Annotated in this window: 20 protein-coding genes; 9 read left to right on the forward strand and 11 right to left on the reverse strand. The window is 54.4% G+C overall.

Going from position 1 to position 20,468, the window contains the following annotated elements:
• Positions 1 to 113: 113 nt before the first annotated feature.
• A complete protein-coding gene (locus MHH28_RS21220; RefSeq protein ID WP_405105277.1) occupies positions 114 to 698 on the reverse strand; it encodes an NAD(P)H-dependent oxidoreductase in 585 nt (194 codons plus the stop codon).
• 121 nt (positions 699 to 819) lie between these two features.
• On the opposite strand from MHH28_RS21220, the gene MHH28_RS21225 reads away from it, so the two are divergent.
• On the forward strand, positions 820 to 1,254 hold the full coding sequence (locus tag MHH28_RS21225; protein WP_405105279.1) for a MarR family winged helix-turn-helix transcriptional regulator: 435 nt from the start codon (positions 820 to 822) through the stop codon (positions 1,252 to 1,254).
• A gap of 31 nt (positions 1,255 to 1,285) precedes the next feature.
• Here MHH28_RS21225 and MHH28_RS21230 read toward each other — a convergent pair whose 3' ends face one another.
• The gene (locus MHH28_RS21230) at positions 1,286 to 2,704 is read right to left on the reverse strand and encodes a DHA2 family efflux MFS transporter permease subunit (RefSeq protein ID WP_405105281.1); all 1,419 of its coding nucleotides are present in this window, start codon (positions 2,702 to 2,704) and stop codon (positions 1,286 to 1,288) included.
• Positions 2,705 to 2,774: 70 nt separating this feature from the next.
• Positions 2,775 to 3,446: a TetR/AcrR family transcriptional regulator gene (locus tag MHH28_RS21235; RefSeq protein ID WP_405105283.1), complete on the reverse strand. Its 672-nt coding sequence runs from the start codon at positions 3,444 to 3,446 to the stop codon at positions 2,775 to 2,777.
• Positions 3,447 to 3,625: 179 nt separating this feature from the next.
• On the opposite strand from MHH28_RS21235, the gene MHH28_RS21240 reads away from it, so the two are divergent.
• Positions 3,626 to 4,666, forward strand: a complete 1,041-nt coding sequence (locus tag MHH28_RS21240; protein WP_405105285.1) for a stalk domain-containing protein — start codon at positions 3,626 to 3,628, stop codon at positions 4,664 to 4,666.
• A 96-nt stretch (positions 4,667 to 4,762) separates the two neighbouring features.
• Here the strand turns inward: MHH28_RS21240 and MHH28_RS21245 are convergent, their stop codons facing one another.
• The gene (locus tag MHH28_RS21245; protein ID WP_405105287.1) at positions 4,763 to 5,104 is read right to left on the reverse strand and encodes a zinc ribbon domain-containing protein YjdM; all 342 of its coding nucleotides are present in this window, start codon (positions 5,102 to 5,104) and stop codon (positions 4,763 to 4,765) included.
• A 152-nt stretch (positions 5,105 to 5,256) separates the two neighbouring features.
• On the opposite strand from MHH28_RS21245, the gene MHH28_RS21250 reads away from it, so the two are divergent.
• From MHH28_RS21250 to MHH28_RS21260, 3 genes are all read left to right on the forward strand, one after another.
• On the forward strand, positions 5,257 to 5,742 hold the full coding sequence (locus tag MHH28_RS21250; protein WP_405105289.1) for a GNAT family N-acetyltransferase: 486 nt from the start codon (positions 5,257 to 5,259) through the stop codon (positions 5,740 to 5,742).
• A 72-nt stretch (positions 5,743 to 5,814) separates the two neighbouring features.
• A complete protein-coding gene (locus tag MHH28_RS21255; RefSeq protein WP_405105291.1) occupies positions 5,815 to 6,783 on the forward strand; it encodes a catalase family peroxidase in 969 nt (322 codons plus the stop codon).
• 131 nt (positions 6,784 to 6,914) lie between these two features.
• Positions 6,915 to 7,802 carry a diacylglycerol/lipid kinase family protein gene (locus MHH28_RS21260; protein ID WP_405105293.1) on the forward strand — a complete coding sequence of 296 codons (888 nt, stop codon included), beginning with the start codon at positions 6,915 to 6,917 and terminating at the stop codon, positions 7,800 to 7,802.
• Positions 7,803 to 7,847: 45 nt separating this feature from the next.
• Here the strand turns inward: MHH28_RS21260 and MHH28_RS21265 are convergent, their stop codons facing one another.
• From MHH28_RS21265 to MHH28_RS21275, 3 genes are all read right to left on the reverse strand, one after another.
• Positions 7,848 to 8,723 carry a phosphotransferase family protein gene (locus MHH28_RS21265; RefSeq protein WP_405105295.1) on the reverse strand — a complete coding sequence of 292 codons (876 nt, stop codon included), beginning with the start codon at positions 8,721 to 8,723 and terminating at the stop codon, positions 7,848 to 7,850.
• 314 nt (positions 8,724 to 9,037) lie between these two features.
• The gene (locus MHH28_RS21270; RefSeq protein ID WP_405105297.1) at positions 9,038 to 9,520 is read right to left on the reverse strand and encodes a DinB family protein; all 483 of its coding nucleotides are present in this window, start codon (positions 9,518 to 9,520) and stop codon (positions 9,038 to 9,040) included.
• Between the two features lie 380 nt (positions 9,521 to 9,900).
• Complete coding sequence (locus tag MHH28_RS21275) at positions 9,901 to 10,446, reverse strand: hypothetical protein (protein ID WP_405105299.1); 546 nt, start codon at positions 10,444 to 10,446, stop codon at positions 9,901 to 9,903.
• Positions 10,447 to 10,566: 120 nt separating this feature from the next.
• Here MHH28_RS21275 and MHH28_RS21280 point away from each other — a divergent pair, with 120 nt between their 5' ends.
• Positions 10,567 to 11,481 carry a phosphatidate cytidylyltransferase gene (locus tag MHH28_RS21280; RefSeq protein ID WP_405105301.1) on the forward strand — a complete coding sequence of 305 codons (915 nt, stop codon included), beginning with the start codon at positions 10,567 to 10,569 and terminating at the stop codon, positions 11,479 to 11,481.
• Between the two features lie 73 nt (positions 11,482 to 11,554).
• On the opposite strand, the gene MHH28_RS21285 is transcribed toward MHH28_RS21280, so the two are convergent.
• From MHH28_RS21285 to MHH28_RS21295, 3 genes are all read right to left on the reverse strand, one after another.
• A complete protein-coding gene (locus tag MHH28_RS21285) occupies positions 11,555 to 13,627 on the reverse strand; it encodes a carbohydrate-binding domain-containing protein (protein WP_405105303.1) in 2,073 nt (690 codons plus the stop codon).
• Positions 13,628 to 13,762: 135 nt separating this feature from the next.
• A complete protein-coding gene (locus MHH28_RS21290) occupies positions 13,763 to 14,446 on the reverse strand; it encodes a DUF4956 domain-containing protein (protein ID WP_405105305.1) in 684 nt (227 codons plus the stop codon).
• On the reverse strand, positions 14,439 to 15,182 hold the full coding sequence (locus MHH28_RS21295) for a polyphosphate polymerase domain-containing protein (protein ID WP_405105307.1): 744 nt from the start codon (positions 15,180 to 15,182) through the stop codon (positions 14,439 to 14,441). Before MHH28_RS21295 ends, MHH28_RS21290 begins: the two co-directional genes overlap by 8 nt.
• A gap of 169 nt (positions 15,183 to 15,351) precedes the next feature.
• On the opposite strand from MHH28_RS21295, the gene MHH28_RS21300 reads away from it, so the two are divergent.
• Both MHH28_RS21300 and MHH28_RS21305 read left to right on the forward strand, forming a co-directional pair.
• Entirely contained in the window at positions 15,352 to 16,029 is a 678-nt protein-coding gene (locus MHH28_RS21300) for a response regulator transcription factor (RefSeq protein WP_341346209.1), read from the forward strand.
• Positions 16,029 to 17,291, forward strand: coding sequence for a HAMP domain-containing sensor histidine kinase (locus MHH28_RS21305; RefSeq protein WP_341346210.1), 1,263 nt, complete (start codon positions 16,029 to 16,031; stop codon positions 17,289 to 17,291). Before MHH28_RS21300 ends, MHH28_RS21305 begins: the two co-directional genes overlap by 1 nt.
• 109 nt (positions 17,292 to 17,400) lie before the next feature.
• On the opposite strand, the gene MHH28_RS21310 is transcribed toward MHH28_RS21305, so the two are convergent.
• The gene (locus tag MHH28_RS21310) at positions 17,401 to 18,468 is read right to left on the reverse strand and encodes a polysaccharide deacetylase family protein (protein ID WP_405105310.1); all 1,068 of its coding nucleotides are present in this window, start codon (positions 18,466 to 18,468) and stop codon (positions 17,401 to 17,403) included.
• Between the two features lie 318 nt (positions 18,469 to 18,786).
• Here MHH28_RS21310 and MHH28_RS21315 point away from each other — a divergent pair, with 318 nt between their 5' ends.
• Positions 18,787 to 20,442: a cellulase family glycosylhydrolase gene (locus MHH28_RS21315; RefSeq protein ID WP_405105312.1), complete on the forward strand. Its 1,656-nt coding sequence runs from the start codon at positions 18,787 to 18,789 to the stop codon at positions 20,440 to 20,442.
• Positions 20,443 to 20,468: the final 26 nt, after the last annotated feature.

A 20,468-nucleotide genomic window follows, 5' to 3' on the forward strand; every position in this document is an offset into this window, starting at 1 on the left:
TTGGGTTGTTGTATTTCAATCTCAGCGCTAAGCTCTCGTTGACATCGCTAATCATCACTCATGTAACTATTGTAGTTACAAGTTGGCCGGATGTCAAATAGATTGTGTACGGATCACCCAACCGTCTTGAAATAGCGGTAGATCTGCTCCAGCTTCTTGCTGTGATTCCCCTTCTTGCTCTCCATGTTACCGAATTCGAAGAACTTCACCTTACGGATGCCCACGTAGTTGAACAGGGCTTTGCGCATCAGAATCTTATGCGAGTTCCCCAGCCACAGCAGCGGGTAGTGGGTCGGCCCTTTCATGCTGGAGATGCAGACCACTCTCTTCCCCTTGAGCAGCCCCTCCGGCAAAAGTCCGCCCTTATCCCGGTAGGCGAAGCCCGATGCAAACATCCGGTCGATGTAGCCCATCAGCATCGCTGGCGGGCGTCCCCACCAGATCGGATAGACCAGCACGATCTGATCGGCCCATAGCAGTTGCTCCCTGTACTCGGCCAGCTCCGGTTCACGGTACATATCCCGTCTGCGCTTGTTCTCATTGAACACCAGGAGCGGATCGAATCCGGCCTTATAGAGATCAAGTACCTTGACTTCACTAATCTTCGCATTCTCCTTGCTGCCGCGCAGCACTTCCTCCAGGAAGGCGTAGCTCAGGCTCTTATGGTTCGGATGGGTGTAGATCACAAGTGTATTCATCAGTGGTATTCCCCTTTAGTTGTCATTTGATAACAAAAACATAGCACAGCCGCAAATTACTTGTCAAATGATAATTGTTTTTTGATAATTATTCTGGTATCGTGACCTCTGAGGTGATCTTATGGACAACAACCATCTATTCCAGAAATTCTTAGCCTTCACTGCTGCCGTCCATCAAATAACGAACGATATTTCCAAAGATGTGAACTCAGACGGCTTAACGCCGCTGCAATATAAGATTGTCGAATACATCGCCGTCAGCCAGCCTGTTACGCTCAGCGAGATAAGCGACTGCATGAACATGTCGATGCCCAATACCAGCAGGGAGCTGAAGAAGCTTAGCGAAAAAGGGCTATGTACCCGTATCACCGACCCCGCTGACCGCCGCAGACAGGGAATTACGCTCTCCGCTGCAGGCGAGGCGTTGATGAATGAGGCCTTCGGACAGATTGCGGTCCGGTTCGAGCAGCGGATTGCGGCCCTGACGGCTGAAGAACGCAAAGAGACCGAACGGGCGCTCGATCTCTTGCAGGAGAAGGTATTTTATTTGAACTGAGGATAAGGGCTGCCCTGCATTCTATGAGCGGTTATTTCACAGCAACGCCCTTCGCTGCAATCTCCGCAGGAGCCTCCTTGCGCTTGATGAACAAGGACAGGATCAGTGCAGCCACCGCGGCGCCTGTGGTGACCATAGAAGCCACATTCATTCCGTGAATTAAGCTATGGACATCGCCTGTCTGCTTCAGGCCGCCCCCGCTGTAGGTCATTATAGTGACAAGCAGGGCTGTTCCAATGGAACCGGCGACGGTACGCAGTGTAGTATTCACCGGGATACCATGGCGGATCAAGTCAGGCGGCAATGAATTCATTCCGCTGGTGATGACGGGCAGCAGGGTTAGGCTGACGCCGGCCATCCGCAGAGAGTAGCCGATCATCAGGAACGTATAGGACGTGTGCTCCGTCAGATTCGAGAACAGCAAGGCAGAGATGACCGTCAGGCTGAGTCCGGTGATGACCATCGTTCTCGCACCTATTTTATCGAATATTCTTCCCGCTATCGGGGACATGATACAGATCAGAATCGCACCCGGCAGCAGCATCAGACCCGACTTCAGCGCAGTATAGCCAAGCATGGTCTGCATATACAGCGGCAGCAGGAGCTGCGCGCTCAGCATGATAATCATCAGGATCATACTGATTACTGTCGCCATCGTAAAGGCAGAACTGGTGAACACCCGCAGCTCCAGCAGAGGATTCTCCATCTTCAGTTGCCGCCACACGAACAGGCAGAGTGCGATGAACCCGACCGCGAGGGAAATTAGCACCTCGGTGCTTCCCCATCCTTGACTGCCGGAGACACTGAATCCGTACAGCACACCGCCGAAGCCGAGCGAGGATAACGTCATGGAGAGCGCGTCGGCCTTGCTTTTTACCTGTGGCGTCACGTTCTTCACCAGAAACACGCCCAGGAGCGTAAGCAGCAGCGAGCAAGGAGCCAGAATATAGAACAACAAGCGCCAGGAATGATCCTCCACGAGCCAGCCGTTCAGCACAGGTCCGATCGCCGGAGCGAAGTTAATCGCCAGCCCGATCAGCCCCATCGTGAACCCGCGCTTGGCTACCGGGATGAGAATGAACGTCAGGGTCTGGACCAGGGGAAGCATAATGCCTACTCCGACCGCCTGCACAATTCTTCCGGTGAGCAGCAGGCCGAAGCTCGGGGAAACCGCACACAGAAGCGTCCCCGCAGTCAGCATGCCCATCGCAAAGACGAATACCTGCTTCGTCGTGAAGCGCTGAATAAGATAAGCTGTAATCGGAACAACAATACCCGTCACCAGTGCAAAAGCGGTCGTTAACCACTGCACGGTGCTCGCAGACAACTGGAACTCACCCATAATGTTAGGCAGTGCCGTATTCAGCGAGGATTGATTCAATAGCCCCGCCATTGTCCCGATAATTAGAATAGCCATGATTAGATTGGTTCCCTTTGGTGCCTTCTCCATCTCTGATTCTCCTTTATCTGTTCATTTAAAACTAACTAGTTGTTTATATTTATCTTCAAAAAAACCGCCCTTACAATAAAGACGGCTCCATGACGCCATGGATAATAAATTGTGCGATCTGACGGGTGGTTTGTTCCCGTAGTTGCCGGGAATCCAGCCTGCCGAGCAAAGGCTCGAACCGTGAAGACGACTGCAATGTCGTTGTAATCACATTCATAATCAGCAGCGGAAAGAGCGCCGGGTCGAGATCCTGACGGAGGATTCCGTTCCTCTGGGCGACCAGGGCCACCTCATGCATCTGAGTAGCATCGTCAGGACGATAGGTGATCTGATTCCAGGTCTTCCAGTCCTCCGCAGCTTCCCATAACAGAATTCTCAGGTAGCTCCGGTGCTCCAGCAGGAAGAAGACCGTCTGACGGGTCATGGACTCCATGAAGCGCTTGAATGCCTCCGGGTCCTGGAGTAACTGCTCATCCTTCAGCAATTCGCTGATGAACGAGCCGGTGATCTGTTCGCCGATCTGGTCCGCCCGCTTGACCACTTCCGTATATAGCCCCAGCTTGTCGCCATAATACTGATAAATCAGGCTTTTATTGTACCCGGATGCCTTCGCGATGGCATCAATCCGTGCCGCTGAGTAGCCGGACTCGGCAAAGATCTCCTCTGCTGCATCCAGAATAATCCCCCGGGTGCGGGCGGCATCGTATATTTTGGCGCTGCGTTTGCCCCCTGTTGTGGTCATGGTTTCCATCTCCTTATTTATAACTAACTGGTTAGATTATAGCCTGTAACTTTGCGGGCGTCAACCAAGGCCCTTGCAGGCCTTGTCTGCTAACCGTTACCAACAATTGGCACAGAACCAATTCACACCAATAACGTCTAACTGGAGAGAGTTAAATCTATCCATAAGGTGATGAATCCATGACAACAAGAACGACTATGCTGCTGTCTCTGCTTGGACTGGCCCTGACCGCTACGGCGGGCGGTTATGCCCATGCAGACGCAGCAACCTCACCCCAGCCCATCTCGATTTACCTGGACGGACAGCAGCTTCAACCTGAGACCCGGCCGCTGAACATCAGCGGGACCGTACTGGTTCCCATGCGCGGCTTGTTTGAAGCCCAGGGGGCTGAGCTCTCCTGGAACAATGCAAGCAAGACCGTAACCGCCGTCAAAGGCGGCACTGCACTCACCTATACCTTAGGCTCGTCCACAGCTCTGCTGAACGGGAAGACCACCCAGCTGGCTGTGCCGGGACAACTGTCGCAAGGCTACAGTATGATTCCCCTGCGCTTCGTCAGTGAAGCCCTGGGCAGTGAGGTGGCTTGGGATCCTTCTTCAGGCTCCGTTCTCATCTCCTCGGCAGCCGCCTATGAGACCTCGGTCACCTGGGGGGTTAACCTGCGCAGCGCCCCGGATGCCGGGAGCAGCGCCACTAGCCTGGGCCTGCTGCCTGCCGGAAGCAAGGTCCATGTCATCCGTGAGGTTAACGCCCTCTGGCTGGAGGTGCGGACCGCAGATCATGTGAGAGGATATGTATCTTCCAAGCCAAAATTCACGGACTACAGAAGCCCCTCGCTGCTGCAGAAGCAGGGAGAGGCGCTGATTGATGCGGGGCGGAAATACCTGAGTACCCCTTATGAATTCGGCGCTTCTCCCGACCAGACAAGTACGTTCGACTGCTCCTCTTTTGTGAAGCGGGTATTCGGAGATACGCTCGGGATTGAGCTTCCCCGCGTCTCTTACGATCAGGCACAGGAAGGCCGGAAGGTTGGCATGGACGAGCTGCGCACCGGAGACCTACTGTTCTTCACCGCCAGGGGCCTCGATATTGGACATGTAGCCATCTACGCCGGGAATAACCGGATACTGCATACCTACTCCAAGGAGCAGGGTGTACATATGGAGGATTTCGGCAGCAAGTGGAAGCAGCGGTTTGTTACCGCGCGGCGGATTCTATAACGGAGGAGAGAGTTCGGTAACTCCCTGTAACAGTTGGAAAAAAGGCACTGCCAGAAATCAGTGCCTTATTTCCATCTCTTCCGGTCCTGCTTCATGCTATGCCTTGCGCACAAACTCCGATTTCAGCTTCATTGCGCCGAACCCGTCGATTTTGCAATCAATATCATGGTCGCCGTCCACCAGCCGGATGTTCTTCACCTTGGTGCCTATCTTCAGAACGGACGAGCTGCCTTTGACCTTGAGATCCTTAATCACCGTTACGGTGTCCCCGTCAGCCAGTACATTTCCGTTAGCATCCTTGATTACCTTCACTTCTTCACCACTTGCACTTCCTGCATCCAAAGACCACTCATGTGCGCACTCCGGGCAAACCAGCAGCACTCCATCCTCATAGGTATACACAGAGCCGCATTGCGGGCAATTTGGTAATTCACTCATTGATTAATAATCTCCATTTCTGCTTAATGCATGTTGTATTGGGTAAGTCTGCTTTATTTTAGCATATTCCTCCGCATGGTAGTTGATAAGATCATATCATTATATTAATATCTAATTAGATTTATAACTAATTTTAAGAGGGTGATGATTATATGATTTGGTTAGAACCAGTACTGGACCCGTTAGCGCCGGAGAGTCTGGATATTCAGGCCTCCATCCTGAACTCTCAGCCTGAATTCAACCAGATGGTCCTGCATAAGGCGTATCTGGAGCCCCTGGAGCTGGAGGAGGAGAACCGCAACAACCTCACTATGGGGGAGAAAATGTTATACATCAGAAGCCATGACCGGATTGCCGGTCTGATCACCTACCTGCCTGACTATAGCGCGGATCATTATCCGTGGATCGGTCTGCTGGTGATTCACCAGCAATACAGCCGGCAGGGGATCGGAAAAACCGCCGTAAATGAGCTGGAGCGACTGTTCAGGAATCAAGGACTCAGCGCCGTCAGACTAGCCGTTCAGCTGGAGAACAAGGCCGGGGAGGCCTTCTGGACCCGAAACGGGTTCGCCCCGGTCAGAAGAGCGACCGATAACCACAATAACGAAGTGGATGTCTACGAGAAGCAGTTTGGATGAGCGGTGGAAGTGGTAATAATTAGAAGGTAGCTTGTATACGTTAGAAATGACCGTGAAGGAGTGAATGAGGGCATGAATGAATCGGAATCGGAGCACAGCAGCAGCCAGCCTGCCGCAACAGCAGGGGAGCATACAGGGCTTGCCGCCGAGGCAGTAGATGCCATAGAGGACCTGTCGGGTGTCCATCCCGGGTACCGCCGCGCCCATGCGACGGGAACCTGCTGCCGCGGCTTCTTCCGGCCGAGCGGACTGGGGAAGGAATTCACGGAGGCGGAACACCTTCAGGAGCAGCAGGTGAATGCCATTATCCGCTTCTCGGGCAGCTCGACAGACCCGGCACTGGCAGATCTGCTCTCTCCCGCCAAGGGAATGGCTGTCCAGTTCATTCTGCCGGATGGCGAGGTTACGAATCTGGTTGGCGTGACGGTGCCGGTCTTTTTTGCCCGGACCCCGGAATCCTTCATCGACATTATCCGCATGGCACACCAGCTTCGGGCCGGAACCCTCGGACCGCTGAAGCTGGTTAAGGAAATCGTCAGCCATTTCAGCGAGAGTAAGGAGAGCCTGCGCGCCGTGAAGCGGCTGAAGCCGCCTGCCAGCTACGCGGAGAGCCACTATTATTGCATCCACGCTTATGTACTTGTCAATGCCGAGGGCAAGCAGCAGCCGGTCCGGTTCGAGTGGGTTCCAGAGGCGGGAGTGCGTACCCTGTCTCTGGAGGAAGCGGCTATGCAGCCGGACCGCTATTTGGAGGAGGAACTGGAGCTGCGCCTGAAGGATGAACCGGCCATCTTCCAGCTGGTCGCTGTTCTCGGAGAGGAAGGCGATGCTACAGATGATCCGACCCGGGCCTGGCCGGAGGACCGCCGGAGAATCGATCTCGGCCGGCTGCATATTTCCGAGATCTATCCTGATCCGAAATATCTGCTCATGGACCCCACGATCCTCACAACCGGGATGCTGCTCTCGGATGATCCGATTCTTAAATTCCGCAGCGCGGCCTACGCCGAATCCTATGGACGGCGGTTCGAAGGCAGATAGCCGCCGCCTGCTGCGGCAGACATACACCGGCCAAGCGCCAAAGGGACACGCGCCCTTTGGCGCTTTTGATTCAAAGGATATACTTAGCTGGTTAATGGATACTAATCCGGTTACACAGAGAGGAGTGCAGTATGCAGCAGGCTATGATCATCATGAATCCCTCGTCCGGCAAGGCAGAGGCAAGGGATTATATCAGAGCAGTGGAAGAAGTACTGCAAGGCGCAGGTTATCAGGTTGCCGTCCACGAGACTGCGGGGGAAGGAGACGCCACAGCCTTCTGTAATCAGGCATGCAGCGAAAAGTATGATCTGGTCGTTGCTATCGGAGGAGACGGTACTCTGCATGAGACCATGAACGGGCTTGCAAATCAGCAGCACCGTCCTAAGCTTGGGATTGTGCCTATGGGAACAGTCAATGATTTCGCCCGTGCGCTGCAGATTCCGCTTCTTCCTGAAGAAGCTATCCGAACTTTGTCTTCCTCTCATACCCAAAGGGTAGATATGGGCCGGCTCAATGACCGGTTGTTCGCTAATGTGGTGGCTGCAGGCTCACTTGCCGGCTCCCTCTCCTCTGTAACTACCGAAGATAAGACCCGGCTGGGCTTCCTGGCGTATCTGAAGGAGGGCATTAAAGAGCTGGCCAGCAATACTGCGCACACCCTGACGATTACTCATGACGGAGAGATATGGGAAGGCTCTTCCCCGCTGTTCATCGCTGCGCTTACGAATTCTGTAGGTGGCTTCGAGAAACTCGCTCCTGCCGCCGCTGTAGATGACGGCCTGCTCCATTGCTTCATCGTCAAGGATCTTCACCTGCTGAATTCCGTTACGGTCAGCATCTCCCTGCTGCTCGGTAATCTGCGCAATCATAAGGATGTCATTTATTTCACGGCCAAGGAGGTCTCCGTCCGCTCCGCCGAGCCGGTGCAGACGAATGTGGACGGCGAGCAGGGTCCGCCGCTGCCGATCACCTTAAGCACCATTCCCCGCCACATTCAGGTTGTTGTGCCGGAGGCCTGACCGGGTCAGGCGGTTCAAGCTGCATGGGAGAAGAGGACCCGCCCCTTAACGGATTCCGTGCAGCTCTGCGAAATCCTCACCCAATGTCCATTCCAGACGTCTGACCCATTCACGCTGCACCTCCTTGGGGGCTATCTGCAGGCGGTGCAGGATATTCCATACCCTGTACAGACTCGCCGCCTTCATCTGGTGCGCAGTGAAGGATAACGGGTTAACAGACAGATAGCCCCGCATGAAGGCCGTGTTGAGCAGCTCGGATTGTACGGGATAATGATGCTTCGTGAACCAGCAGACCCAGGCCACATCATTCAGCGGGCTGCCCCATTCCGCCCATTCCCAGTCCAGCACATGCAGCAGATCATCCGCTTCACAGAGCAGATTATGTACGCCGTAATCGCCATGGGTAAGAACCCACGGAAGCTCCCCGGCCTCCGCCGCAGACAGAATGTGAAGCGACTGCCTGCCGAAAGCAGCAGGGACGAATTCCAGCTTCTGAATCATTTGACTCAGTGCAGACCTGTTGCTGAGCCGAATCTCTGTCTCTTGGGGCTGATAAGGGCGGCAATGAATCTGGGCAGCCAGCAGTTGCCCCATTCGGCTGTAGATCCGCTCGGCTCTTGCCCAGTCCCGGGCATCCAGAATGGATTGGGCATTCCTGCCCTGCATGCAGTCCATGATGATAATTCGCATCCCGTCCATCTCGGCCACCTCATGCACCACCGGGGTATCACAGCTTCCCTGCACCAGCCGCATCACCTGAACTTCATTGAGAGTGTCTTCATTGGACAGATTTGTTACTTTGGCTACAAGCGGCGGCTCCGCCCCCGCCATCAGATAGGTGAGATTCGTATATCCCCCTGTCAGCCGCTCCAGTCGGCAGGCATATTTTGCCTCCAGACCTCTGATGATGTTCTCAATCATGATATGAATCCCTCTCTTTTCCCTTCAGTAGACCTATGCCAAGTGGAAACGACTTTGCCATCCTTTTAGGGACGGCACCGTTTCAGCGAGAAATAGAAAGATAAGTTATCGTGTGCAACATATAAATCCTTATATTTCAAGAATATCACATGCTCCATTTCATTACAGATTAAGCTATTCTGCACAAGCAGGTCTATGCTGCGGCCCTCACTGTACGGCAAAGAGACCAGCAAGAGAATCCCGGCCAGTCTGCTTAGCCTTGCTTCTTACCGGTCCCCTGCACAGCCAATACCTGCCCTGAATGGGGCTAGTGCTTAGGCTTGTGGCCTGTCCGGGACATACAGCTTATGGATCAACACCATTTGGCCAATATGATAGGCATTATGGGTCGCCGCATTGCTGATGATCTCCCACCATGCGGCAGGTACCGGGAACCCGTTCACCTGATTCTCCAGCCCTTCTTCTGACAGCAGGCTCTGCCAGTTCAGCAGCGTCTGCAGCAGCTTTCCGCGCAATTCACCGAATGCGGTCTCAGCAGGTAGCCTGAAGCTGAGGTTATTGTCCCCAAGCGCAGGCACGGCGTCCATACGCCCCTCGCGGTACCGGCTTTGCCAGGCTTCATTCCAGTACAGCAAATGCTGGGTAAGCTCAGCAATGCTGCTTGTTCCCTCCCCGGGCTTCCAGAAGGCTTCTTCCTCGGTCACATTCTCTACGGCCTGCATATAGGGAAGATGCCAGCTGGGATCGTTGGCCCCGGCCAGCAATTGATTGGCAAGCACATCCTTGGCATGAACCATTTCTTCACTCTCCTTTTTCAATGAAAATATCACACTCCGGGCGGATTAAGCCAGGTAAGCTTCTTGTATAAACAAAGTCACCTTGCGGGTGAAGGACTGTATGCTGTTTCTCGCATACATTCGGTCTGTGTGCCTGCTTGCGAGCATAATGTATACTGTTTCTCACATTCATTCGGTCCGTTTGCCTGCTTGCGAGCATAATGTATACTGTTTTTCACATTCATTCGGTCTGTGTGCCTGCTTGAGCATAATGTATGCTGTTTCCCATATACATTCGGTCCATATGTCGCTGGACCATCCAATTGCTATTCGGTTACACCTATACAACAACAAAGTCCCCCCTCCCCTGCCGGGAACGGGGGCCTCTCTCTATATGCTGTCTAGCTTCCAGAGGGCGTATAATCGCTCAGCTTGCCGTAATAGACCAGATGCAGCCGGTCGCTCTGCCGGAAGTCATCCGGGGTCACGAGCGCAGGCAGCTTGTTCCACAACTTAATTCCCGAGCGCTCCAGAATCTCGGCAACGAACTGCGAGCAGAAATACGAGTTGCTGAACTCCACCGGCTCCTTCAGCGCGATGCCGATGACGCCGAGGATATTGTAGAGATACTTCTGGCGGCTGCGGATGAAGACCTGCAGCACCCGCTTCATCTTCTCGACCTCCCGGTCCGTAACCTGAAGCTCATAGATGACACAAGTCGTCTCCGGGTATTTGCTGTAGGTGCCTGTGCGGATATCCTCCTTCACGAATCCGCCGTTCAGCGGATTGGCCGGATGCTTCCTGCCGAAGCTATATAGCTCGGACAGCTCCCGGTTGAATGAGATCGAGGCATGGTTATACGGCGCCTTGGTATAGCCCTGAATGAGCTTCGTGAACAGCGTTCCCGTATTGGTGAGCATGATGTACACCGATGGATCTGCTGACATTTACAATATTTCCCCTTATCAAGTCGGTTGTTTTGCTTCATAATAAGCTGGACGCTCTGTCTATTTTAGCATAAAATTCCTATATTGAAATGACACCCGAAAGACAAGTTGGTGATTGTATTGAATCGTTCTTTATTCACACTAGTTCTGATCTTTGCAGCTCTATCGGTAATCCATGTGCTGTACCTTGTGGTCAGCAGATTGCAGAAGGACAAGGATTATACCGGAATCGGCTTCCGCATCAAAACCTGGTGGGGCATGCTGTTCATCTTCTGCCTTGCGACCCTGTCCAATTCGCTCGTGTCCCTGCTGTCCCTGACGGTGCTGAGCTTCTTCGCCCTGAAGGAGTACTTCTCCATGATCCGCACCAGAAAAGCAGACCGCAGGCTGTTCCTCTGGGCGTACCTGTCCATTCCGCTGCAATTCTACTGGGTCTATATTGAGTGGTATGGGATGTTCATTGTCTTCATTCCGGTCTATGTGTTCCTGCTGCTGCCGCTGCCCCGGCTGATCAACAAAGGCACGCTCGGTTTCCTGCGCAGTGTCAGCGCCACCCAGTGGGGACTGATGCTGATGGTCTTCGGGCTGAGCCATCTGGCTTACTTCCAATTCGCAACGCCAGAGTACGGGGCAGGTCTTGTTCTCTTCTTGGTGGTGCTGACCCAGCTCAATGATGCCGTTCACTATCTGGCTTCCATCTATGTTGGCAAACACAAAATCGTCCCCACTTCCAACCCCCATCTGACCTGGGAAGGATTCGCCTGCGCATTCGCGGTGACAACAGGGGTGTCTTATCTGATCTATCCGCACCTGACTCCGCTGAATCCGGCCTTTGGTTATCTCTCCGGCATGCTGGTCAGTCTCAGCGGCTTCTTCGGCAGCCTGACAGTCTCCGTACTGAAGCGGGATCTGCTGATCGGGGACGATGACAAGTTCGCAGCGCTGCAAAAAAGCTACCTGAGCCGCGTTGACAGCCTGACCTATACCGCACCGGTGTTCTTCCATGTCATCCGCTACTATTTCGACTTCATGTAACGCTGATCACACTTAATATTGTGCAAAAACAGAGACTATCCGCTAATGGATAGTCTCTTCTATACTGTCCCGCTTAATTCGTGCTAGTACCTGCACCCTCTGGAGCTGTAGTGCCCGCATCGGCTGGCTTCGTCGTACCAGCGTCCGCAGGCGGCGTGCCTCCTGCTCCGCCAGGTCCGCCTCCGGCTCTGTTGCCTCTGCCGCCGCCTCCCGGCCCGCCCATACTGCTGCCGCCAGTAGTTACACCCGATGCATTCACCCACGTCACCGTATTGGTGATGTCAAAAGCAACAAATTTGCTGCCGCCGCTGTACGTCCCGCCGGTATACAATCCGTCTGTGGCTGTTCCGGTAGAGCTGCCTCCGGTGTAGACGGTATAAGAGCCGTCCGTAAGCTCTGGAGCGCTGACCACTACAGTCTGGAAGCTCTTCGCCGGAGCGAAGGTCAGAATGGCCTTGCCGTCAGCATCCTCCAGATGAACCATCGTTCCAGCCTGCTGAGTTGCTGCGAATTCCACGCTTACCGAATACTGGCCGGAGTCCTCGCCCGGAGCCTGTGCCATTCCTGATGCACCTGCGGCTACCAGGAATCCGCCTGTGATGTTGAAGGCTCCGTCATAATCCAGGGCGCCGTTGCCGGAGTTCTCGGGGCCATTCACAATGACGGTGCCGCCGGTCATAGTCACTGAGCCGTTGGAGTCCAGGCCATCGCCTGCGGCATCTACGGTCAGGGTCCCGCCGCTGATGGTCAGCAGGTTGCTGCCGGTGCTGCTGAACGAATCCTGAGCCTGCGTTCCTGCTGCCGCATTGGTATCGTTGCCGCCAGCCACATTGACGCCATCGTCTGTGGCTGTCACATGAATCTCACCGCCGGATATGGTGATGTCCGCTCCTTCTATCCCTTCATAGCTCTCCATAATATTGACGGTGCCGCCTGATATGGAGACCAGAGCATCGGCGTGAAGCCCGTCATCCCCTGTAGCGAGCTGGAATTCTCCATCCGTTACCGAGATACTGCTGTTGCTGTGCAGCGCATCATCTGCGGCATCCACCGTGAAGCTTCCGCCGTTCACCGTCAGGTCCCCGCCTGCCTTAATCCCTTTGGCGCTGACGGATTCCGTCTCCGCCGCTGCTGCGGTGTCCGTCTGTGCCGCTGCCGCGGTGCTGCTCTCCGCTGCTTGGGGCTGGTCAGCCGCCGGCGCAGCATCCATCGCAGGCGGCGTACCCCCGGCTTCTCCCGGAGCAGGGAAGCTGCCGTCTTCCGGCCGCTGGCCGAAGCCGCCGCCACCCATTCCCGGCCCACCCTGATCGCCGGTCTTCACTTCGGCTTTCACATAGCCGCCGCCAGTCACCAGCGTATAGGTGCCGCCGTCGATGACAGCAGCGGTCTCCGCTTGAAGCCCGTCATTACCGGCTGTAATGTCGAAGGTTCCGGCGGCAATGGCGATGAAGCCCTTGGCGGCATCCTTGTCATTGGTCGATTTGATGCCGTCGCCTTCGGCATGAATTGTGATATTGCCGTCCTGAATGGCAATCATGTCCTTACCGACAATACCGTCATCCGCTGCCTTCACTTCGAGGGTGCCGGACATGATTGTCAGATCATCCTTGCCGGTGATGCCGTCGTTATAGTTGCCGGTGACCGTCAGCTTGCCGGTGCCGTTAATCGTCAGGTCCGCTTTGCTGAAGAGCGCAGCGCTTGGCTCATCCTCAGCTCCATCTGCGAATACATACGCAGCTCCATCTGTCACACTGTTATCCGTGCCTTCCTGCAAGGTGATGACTACTTTGCCGGCTTCCTTGATGTAGACGGGAGCATTATCGTTGTCCGTCAGGTGGGCACCGTTCAGCACGAGTCTTACAGTACCTTTTGCCTGCTCATCTACAATAATCTGTCCGTCACTTAGTGTGCCGTTGAGCACATAAGTGCCTGCCTCCGTAATGGTCACTGTGCCCTCTTGCGCTGTGGCACCCGCGCCATCTACCACGGCATTGGTTCCAGCCAGAGTTATAGCGGTAGAATCCGCTGCCGTCCAGGCGGTTACAGCATCCTCTTCCTCCCAGGCCACAAGATCCGCTGTCTTCACACTTGCCGGCTGCACGGCGGCAGAGGTACTGCTCTGAACGGCCTCAGCTGTTGTACTCACGTTGTTACTTGTATCGGATGGCGTAGCTGCTTTTGCACTGCATGCCGACATGACTGCGGCGCATAGCAGCATAAGTCCAATTGTACCGGCTGTTAATCTGTTCTTCATCAGTCATCATTCCCTTCCTGTAGCGGATTAATATTCGTTCATGACGGGCGCCATGGTCAGTGAGAGATCCAGGTTCCCGTTGCGGGTACGGATGGCGTCCAGCAGCTCCTTCTGGCTTGTCTGCTCATCAATCGTTACGGCATAGACCAGCTCATACAGGCTGCCCAGCTCCGTGGTTCTGATCTTCTTCAGCTCGTAGGCCACATTGAAGGTGTTGAAGACCTCCGCGAAGGCTTCCTCATAGCCCAGATTCTCAGGAATCGTTACCTTCAGTGTCTTGTGCATCGACTGCTTGCGCCCGAAGCCCGTCCGGTTAAGCAGGACCATCAACACGCAGAGAATCAGGGTGAAAAATACTGCATAACCGAATGCTCCTACGCCGCAGGCCAGCCCGGAGGCCATAGTGAACAGGACGAAAGTGATGTCCTTCGGATCACCGGGGGCGCTGCGGAACCGGATGATCGAGAAGGCGCCCGCCAGGCTGAAGGCCCGGGCCACATTGCTGCCGATAAGCAGGATGATAATCGCTACAATAACCGGCAGCAGAACCATGGTCAGCGTGAAGCTCTGTGAGTATCCGGCAGGGCTCGTCTTCATGTAGGTGAAGCTGATCAGACCGCCGAGGATAATGGCGATGACGATGGTTAAGGCAGCATTCATGAAGGTTAGTTCCGAAGTAGACTCAGCTACGGAAAATATCGAATCAAGCATAGCGGACACGCTCTCTTTCTGATTGGCTGTTTCGCAGCATTTTTTTATATTCGTTACCGTATTTGGAGAAGCTGGTGCGGTACATCTGATGCTCCGACAGCATCTTGGCCAGCCAGACCGGAATGGTCTTCTCTGCCTTCACTTCCATCAGCCATTGTCCCGGCTCCAGCAGCTCCTCGCCATACACGCCGTGCTCCATCTTCAGATCATACCGGCGGCAGCGGATGTTGGTGTCGAAGGTGATGCGGAGATCGCGGTTATTTTTGCAGAACATAGCCTTACGGTCATAGGACAAATACAGCTTCGGCTGCAGATCATAGCGGGTCAGCAGGTACTTGATCTCTTCGATCACCTGCTTGTTCATATAGCTCTCGAATGCAGGCTCCCTGCCGCTCTCGATGAAGGCATAGGCTTCCTCCAGCTTCAGCGGGGTTCTTCTTTTGTTGACCAGGCCCAGCACCTTCTTCTTGATCTCCAGATAGACTCTGGTGTCGCCTTCAGGAATGCCGTAGGCCCGGATGCGGAGCTTCTCCTTATACTTCGGCTTCGCCAGGCTGCTGCGGATCAGGGAATTCTGCGGGGTGTCATAATAGAGATTGGTGATGGAATAATATTCGTGCTGCTTGTTGTATGCATCAGACTCCATATATTCCAGCAGTTCGTGATAGAGCTTCAGGTAGGATTCATGGTCGAACAGATACTTGTTCTCGTAACGGTTGAAGACCTCAATGGCCATGGAGATCAGATCCTTTCAGGGGAGTATTAATGGGTGCTGCTTGCTTATGGATGTATCTTATCCCCCGAACCTTTAACGAATCTTAAATGGATTAAGGTTGATTAAAGGTCCCCTTGATATAATGGCAGCAGCTGCAAATCCATTACTTAAGAAGAGGATGAGCCATCCCATGAGAATATTAATCGTAGAAGACGAGATCCATCTGGCGGAGGCCTTAACCCAAATCCTCAAAAAGCACCATTATTCGGTAGACGCAGTCCACGACGGCCGTTCCGGTCTTGATTATGCGCAGAGCGGGATCTATGACCTGCTGCTGCTGGATATTATGATGCCGGAGCTGGATGGAATCAGCGTGTTGAAGGAGTTGCGCAAGGACGGCTTCTCCACACCGGTCATCATGCTTACCGCTAAAGGAGAGATCACCGACATGGTGACCGGACTCGATCATGGAGCTGACGATTATATCGCCAAGCCGTTCGCTTCAGAGGAGCTGCTGGCCCGTATCCGGGCTGCCCTGCGGCGTAAGGGCGAGGTGATTCCAGACGATGCCCTGAAATTCGGGGATCTGGAGCTGAATACGGCTAACCCGAAGCTGACGGTAAAGGGCAAGGAGATGAAGCTGAATCTGAAGGAGACGGAGCTGCTGGAGCTGCTGATCCTAAGGAAGCAGGCAGTCACCTCGAAGGAGCAGATCATTGAGAAGCTATGGGGGTTCGATTCCGAGGCGGAGCATAACAACGTGGAGGTCTATATTTCTTTTTTGCGTAAAAAACTGGCCTTCCTGAACTCGGAGGTGCGCATCAGCACGATTAGGGGCGTAGGGTATGTGCTGGAGGGGAGTGCCTGATGTTCAATAAACTCCGCACCCGGTTCCTGATTGTCAATCTGGTCACCATCTCCATTATCATGCTGGTGGCCTTCGCCGCCATCTACATCTTCACGTACCGCAATGTGCAGGCTGACATCTATATGGCGCTCCACCGGATTGCGGACATGCAAGAGCGGGGTCCGGGCGACGGACAAGGCCCGCGCGGTTCAGGCGGCGGGGCAATGCCTGCGGGCCAGGGACCAATCGACCCTTACCAGCCGGAACGTTCCGTCTCCTTCAAGGTGCAGACCGATGCCAGCGGAACGCTGACCGGCAAGGAATCGAAATTCACCATGGACGATGAGCTCTATACCGCCGCGCTGAAGGAGGCGCTCAGCCAGGGCAAGGACACCGGCCGGTTCACACTGGACGGCAGCCGCTGGATCTTCATGGTGAAGCCTGCAAGCAGCGGACAACAATTTGTCTTCATGGACATCACCGCCCAGCAGCAGATCCTGACGAACCTGATCTATACCTTCGCGGCTGTCGGCCTGCTGACGCTGGTCATCCTCTATTTCACCAGCCGCTACTTTGCGGGACGCTCGATTGCGCCGGTGCGGGAGGCTTTTGACAAGCAGAAGCAGTTCATTGCCGACGCCTCCCATGAGCTGAAGACGCCGCTGACGATCATTAACACCAACGCGGATGTGCTGCTAGCGAACAGTGAGGATACAATCGGTAATCAGGCAAAGTGGCTGCAATATATCAAGTCCGAAACGGAGCGTATGACGCGGCTGACAGGCGATCTGCTGTACCTGACGGAGATGGATGACTCGCGGACCGGGAAGCTCCACAGCAGGTTCAACATGAGCGAGGCGGCAGAGAATATTATTCTGACCATGGAGGCGGTCATCTTCGAGAAGAATCTCTCCTTCGATTATGACATCCAGCCGGGCCTTACCGTGCCGGGCAACAGCGAGCAGATCAAGCAGGTGGTGATGATTCTGCTGGATAACGCAGTGAAATATACGAATCCCAAGGGCTCTGTACACATCTCGCTCTATAAGCTGAACACCGGTGTGCTCCTCTCCGTCACGAATACGGGGGAAGGCATTGCGGCGGAGCATCTGTCGCGGATCTTTGACCGCTTTTACCGTACGGATACCTCCAGAGCGCGCAAGCAGGGCGGCTACGGGTTGGGTCTGGCTATCGCCAAGTCGATTGTGGACCAGCATAAAGGGAAGATCTATGCAAAGAGCGTGGCCGGAGAGTCCGTGACATTCTATGTACAGTTGCCTTGAGGGAGCTGTAGCAGATCTGAAGACTGACAGAGAAGGATTGGGCTATAAAAGGGGGTGCCCCGTCAGCTATGTTCTAGCCGGCTGGGGCACCCCCTTCAATATTGTAGCTTTAGTTGATTTCCAGATAATCAATATAAGCATCCCAAGTCCCGTCATCGGCGGTAACCACCAGCTCAATCACCTGATTGCCGGTTCCATGGCTGACATTGCTGATCGTATAGACCGCAGGGCTGCTTCCGCCATAGTAGAAGGTCCCCTTCGTCACCCCGCCGATTTTGAGGTCCACCCTGGCCATATTGGCGTTATTGGAAGCTCCGCGCAGGGAGAAATTATGGGTGCCGCTGGCGAAATTCTGAGTGTACTTCACAGAATCATTATTTGCGTATAAGGCAACTCCTGTAAAAGGGGCGCTGATATTGGCGGTGTATTGACCAGCCTTGGTCATGTTCTCCGCCTCTACCTTCGTTACAGCGGGCCCAGGACCATTGCCGCCATCAGGCGCAACCGCCCTGCCGGTGCTTGGCGAGATCATACCGGAGCACAGACCGCGGTTCTGGAGATTCTGCGCAATCTGCGGAACTGCCTGGAGCGTGGGCTGATACTGGTCATGCATCAGGATCACATCCCCATTCTTCATCGTGCCGACAGCGGCCACGATCTGGGCGGTTCCCGCTCCGTTCCAGTCCTGGGAATCCACGTTCCAGAGCACTTCGGTAAGGCCGTTCTGGGCCTCGATGGACTTGAGAGTCGCGTTGGTCGCCCCGTACGGCGGACGGAACAGCTTCGGAGCGGTGCCGGTAATAGACTGCAGCGTCTGCTGCGTCTGCGTAATCTGAGACGTGACCTGGGAAGCGCCCAACTGTGTCAGATTAGGATGCGACCAGGAGTGGTTGCCGATCCACATTCCTGCGTTCTTCTGGGCCAGTACAAGCGAGGGATTGTTCTGCGCATTCTGCCCGATATTGAAGAACGTGGCGCGCAGGCCATTCTGCTGCAGAGCATTAAGCAGATTCGTCGTGGTGCTTGGATTCGGCCCGTCATCATACGTTAGTGCTACATACCCGGCCGAGCAATCGGCAGCGAACACCTTCTCCCCGCCCACCGCCAGCGACCCCACAAATAAAGACACGACAAGCGACCCGATAGCTGCCCATTGTATAGCTTTCATTCTAAACATTCTCTTAATCTCCTCTCTCGGATTGAATAGTTTGCTGACTGTACCCGTTAAGGCTGTAACTGTATGTATACGCTCCGTTGATATCAATCGCTTACATTAGTAATTATAGCAATAATTACCTTTTTAAGCTAGATGTGATTCTTGTAATTTGTAATTTTAATAGCCATTAAGGAGAGATACGGCCACGCCGGTAAAGCACTCCTAATTAATTCAATAATTTTCCATAATTTAGACCTGTCCGGGATGAATAGGTTTTCATTTTACCCGTATGATATAAAGTTCGATTTTATCAAGAACCATATACGAGGAGGAAGATGAATGACCTTTGGTTTCAAGACACTGGGGACAATGCTTTTGGCTTTAACACTGCTTGCAGGTACCGCCGCTATTGCCGGACAGCCGGTGAAGGCTGAGGGGGCAGCGAAGCTTTTTTACCAAACCTCGGGCAGCCGGATTGTCGATTCGCAGGGGAACCCGGCCGTATTCAACGGACTCAACTGGTTTGGGTTCGAGACAGCCAACTATTCCCCTCACGGATTATGGTCACGTTCCATGGATGATGTGCTCGACCAGGTGCGCGCAGAAGGGTACAACTTGATTCGCCTTCCGTTCAGCAGTCAAATGTTCGATCCGGCTTCCCAGGCCAACAGCATTGATTATGCCAAAAACCCGGACCTGACCGGCCTGACTCCCATCGAAATTATGGATACCTTAATCGAAAAAGCCGGCCAGCGCGGCATTCAGATCTTCCTGGACCGCCACCGTCCCGATTCCGGCGGGCAATCGGCGCTCTGGTATACCGCCGCTTATCCCGAATCCCGCTGGATCAGTGACTGGGTGATGCTGGCTGCAAGATATGCGGATAACCCTACGGTGATCGGCGCGGACCTGCATAATGAGCCTCACGGCACGGCAAGCTGGGGGACCGGCGATCTCAGCACAGACTGGCGGCTCGCGGCCGAGCGGGCAGGGAATGCGATTCTTGCCGTGAATCCGCACTGGCTGATTATTGTCGAAGGCATTGAGAAGAATGTGCAGGGAAATACGAGCAAATATTGGTGGGGCGGGAACCTGACCGGGGTGCGGAATTATCCGGTAACGCTTACCGTACCGAACCAAGTGGTGTATTCCCCGCATGATTACGGTCCCGGTGTCTCCGATCAGCCCTGGTTCAGCGATCCTGCTTTTCCGGCGAACCTGCCTGCGATATGGGACCAGACCTGGGGCTATATCAGCAAAGAGAACATCGCCCCGCTGATCCTCGGTGAATTCGGAGGCCGCAGCGTGGACTCCCTCTCGGTTGAAGGGAAGTGGCAAAATGCACTAGTCGATTACATCGGCACGAATGATCTCTATTGGACCTACTGGACACTGAACCCCAACAGCGGGGATACCGGCGGCCTGCTGCTGGATGATTGGGTGAGCTGGAACCGGCCGAAGCAGCAGATGCTGAACCGGATCATGAAGGCGGTTACCTTCCCTCCGATTGAGGAGCCCGGCGGCCCCGGGACGGGAGCTGTAACCGCCACGCCGCTCTACCGCACCGATGAGACCGGCAACACTGCGGGTTCGATCCGGGCCAGCCTCCAGTTGAAGAGCACTTCCGCCGTCCCTGTCCCGCTAAGCCAGTTCACGATCCGTTACTGGTTCACCCAAGACGGCAGCTCCGCGCATACTATGGAGATTGACTACGCTGTCGTCGGCAAAAATAATATCCGCACCACCATCGTTCCGCTCACAGCTCCGGTCCCGAACGCCGATGCCTACGCTGAAATCTCCTTCAAGGAGGGGGCGGGCAACCTGTCAGCTTCCGGCTCGACCGGAGAGATCCAGTTCCGTATCCACAAGGATAACTATGCGAATTACAACCAGGCCAACGATTACTCCTTCCGGCCGCTCTTAACCAGCTTCACTGCCAATGACCGGATTACTGTGTACCATAATGGCACGCTGATCTACGGCATAGAGCCGTAACACAAAACGCACGGGTACAGAGAGGT

The sequence above is a fragment of the Paenibacillus sp. FSL K6-1217 genome (genome assembly GCF_045040735.1).
In the GTDB taxonomy this organism is placed as follows: domain Bacteria; phylum Bacillota; class Bacilli; order Paenibacillales; family Paenibacillaceae; genus Paenibacillus_AQ.

Excerpts from the sequence above, each read along its gene's own strand:
- MHH28_RS21220 (WP_405105277.1), bottom strand. The coding sequence starts at position 698 with ATGAATACACTTGTGATCTACACCCATCCGAACCATAAGAGCCTGAGC.
- MHH28_RS21225 (WP_405105279.1), top strand. The coding sequence starts at position 820 with ATGGACAACAACCATCTATTCCAGAAATTCTTAGCCTTCACTGCTGCC.
- MHH28_RS21230 (WP_405105281.1), bottom strand. The coding sequence starts at position 2,704 with ATGGAGAAGGCACCAAAGGGAACCAATCTAATCATGGCTATTCTAATT.
- MHH28_RS21235 (WP_405105283.1), bottom strand. The coding sequence starts at position 3,446 with ATGACCACAACAGGGGGCAAACGCAGCGCCAAAATATACGATGCCGCC.
- MHH28_RS21240 (WP_405105285.1), top strand. The coding sequence starts at position 3,626 with ATGACAACAAGAACGACTATGCTGCTGTCTCTGCTTGGACTGGCCCTG.
- MHH28_RS21245 (WP_405105287.1), bottom strand. The coding sequence starts at position 5,104 with ATGAGTGAATTACCAAATTGCCCGCAATGCGGCTCTGTGTATACCTAT.
- MHH28_RS21250 (WP_405105289.1), top strand. The coding sequence starts at position 5,257 with ATGATTTGGTTAGAACCAGTACTGGACCCGTTAGCGCCGGAGAGTCTG.
- MHH28_RS21255 (WP_405105291.1), top strand. The coding sequence starts at position 5,815 with ATGAATGAATCGGAATCGGAGCACAGCAGCAGCCAGCCTGCCGCAACA.
- MHH28_RS21260 (WP_405105293.1), top strand. The coding sequence starts at position 6,915 with ATGCAGCAGGCTATGATCATCATGAATCCCTCGTCCGGCAAGGCAGAG.
- MHH28_RS21265 (WP_405105295.1), bottom strand. The coding sequence starts at position 8,723 with ATGATTGAGAACATCATCAGAGGTCTGGAGGCAAAATATGCCTGCCGA.
- MHH28_RS21270 (WP_405105297.1), bottom strand. The coding sequence starts at position 9,520 with ATGGTTCATGCCAAGGATGTGCTTGCCAATCAATTGCTGGCCGGGGCC.
- MHH28_RS21275 (WP_405105299.1), bottom strand. The coding sequence starts at position 10,446 with ATGTCAGCAGATCCATCGGTGTACATCATGCTCACCAATACGGGAACG.
- MHH28_RS21290 (WP_405105305.1), bottom strand. The coding sequence starts at position 14,446 with ATGCTTGATTCGATATTTTCCGTAGCTGAGTCTACTTCGGAACTAACC.
- MHH28_RS21295 (WP_405105307.1), bottom strand. The coding sequence starts at position 15,182 with ATGGCCATTGAGGTCTTCAACCGTTACGAGAACAAGTATCTGTTCGAC.
- MHH28_RS21300 (WP_341346209.1), top strand. The coding sequence starts at position 15,352 with ATGAGAATATTAATCGTAGAAGACGAGATCCATCTGGCGGAGGCCTTA.
- MHH28_RS21305 (WP_341346210.1), top strand. The coding sequence starts at position 16,029 with ATGTTCAATAAACTCCGCACCCGGTTCCTGATTGTCAATCTGGTCACC.
- MHH28_RS21310 (WP_405105310.1), bottom strand. The coding sequence starts at position 18,468 with ATGTTTAGAATGAAAGCTATACAATGGGCAGCTATCGGGTCGCTTGTC.
- MHH28_RS21315 (WP_405105312.1), top strand. The coding sequence starts at position 18,787 with ATGACCTTTGGTTTCAAGACACTGGGGACAATGCTTTTGGCTTTAACA.